1 protein-coding gene is annotated in these 401 nt (G+C 56.9%); it reads left to right on the plus strand.

The features are described 5' to 3' along the window. Positions 1-401: immunoglobulin-like domain-containing protein (locus ACK59L_RS21530; protein WP_409275967.1), on the plus strand; the 401-nt coding region annotated here is incomplete at both ends.

Here is a 401-nt window from a genome sequence, read left to right on the forward strand (position 1 = left end):
GACAACGACTATGTCGGTGCTAACGATCCGGTCGTGAAATCGATCGCCTCCGTCACTGGCGCAGATGTTGGCAAGTTCGAGCAACTGACGCTGGACAAGACTCCAGTCAGCACCCAAGTTACCGACGAGCCAGGCTCGGGTACTCCGGGCACGGGCAACCAGGGCAACCAAGTTCTGGTCACCATTGCGGCGGATCAGACTTCTGTTGCTGAAAACGTCAAGCCAACGTTCACTGTTCAAATCAACAAGGCCCTGGCCAACGACTTGGTCGTGACCCTGAGCAACAATGAAAAGGTCACCATCAAGGCCGGCGAAACCAGCGCTCAGTACACCCACGCGGCACAAGGTGACGACGTCTACAAAGACTCGGGCGAAATCAGCCTGGGCATCAAGTCGGCAGC

It is taken from the genome of Pseudomonas sp. KCJK9111 (genome assembly GCF_046231935.1).
GTDB classification, from domain to species: domain Bacteria; phylum Pseudomonadota; class Gammaproteobacteria; order Pseudomonadales; family Pseudomonadaceae; genus Aquipseudomonas; species Aquipseudomonas parafulva_B.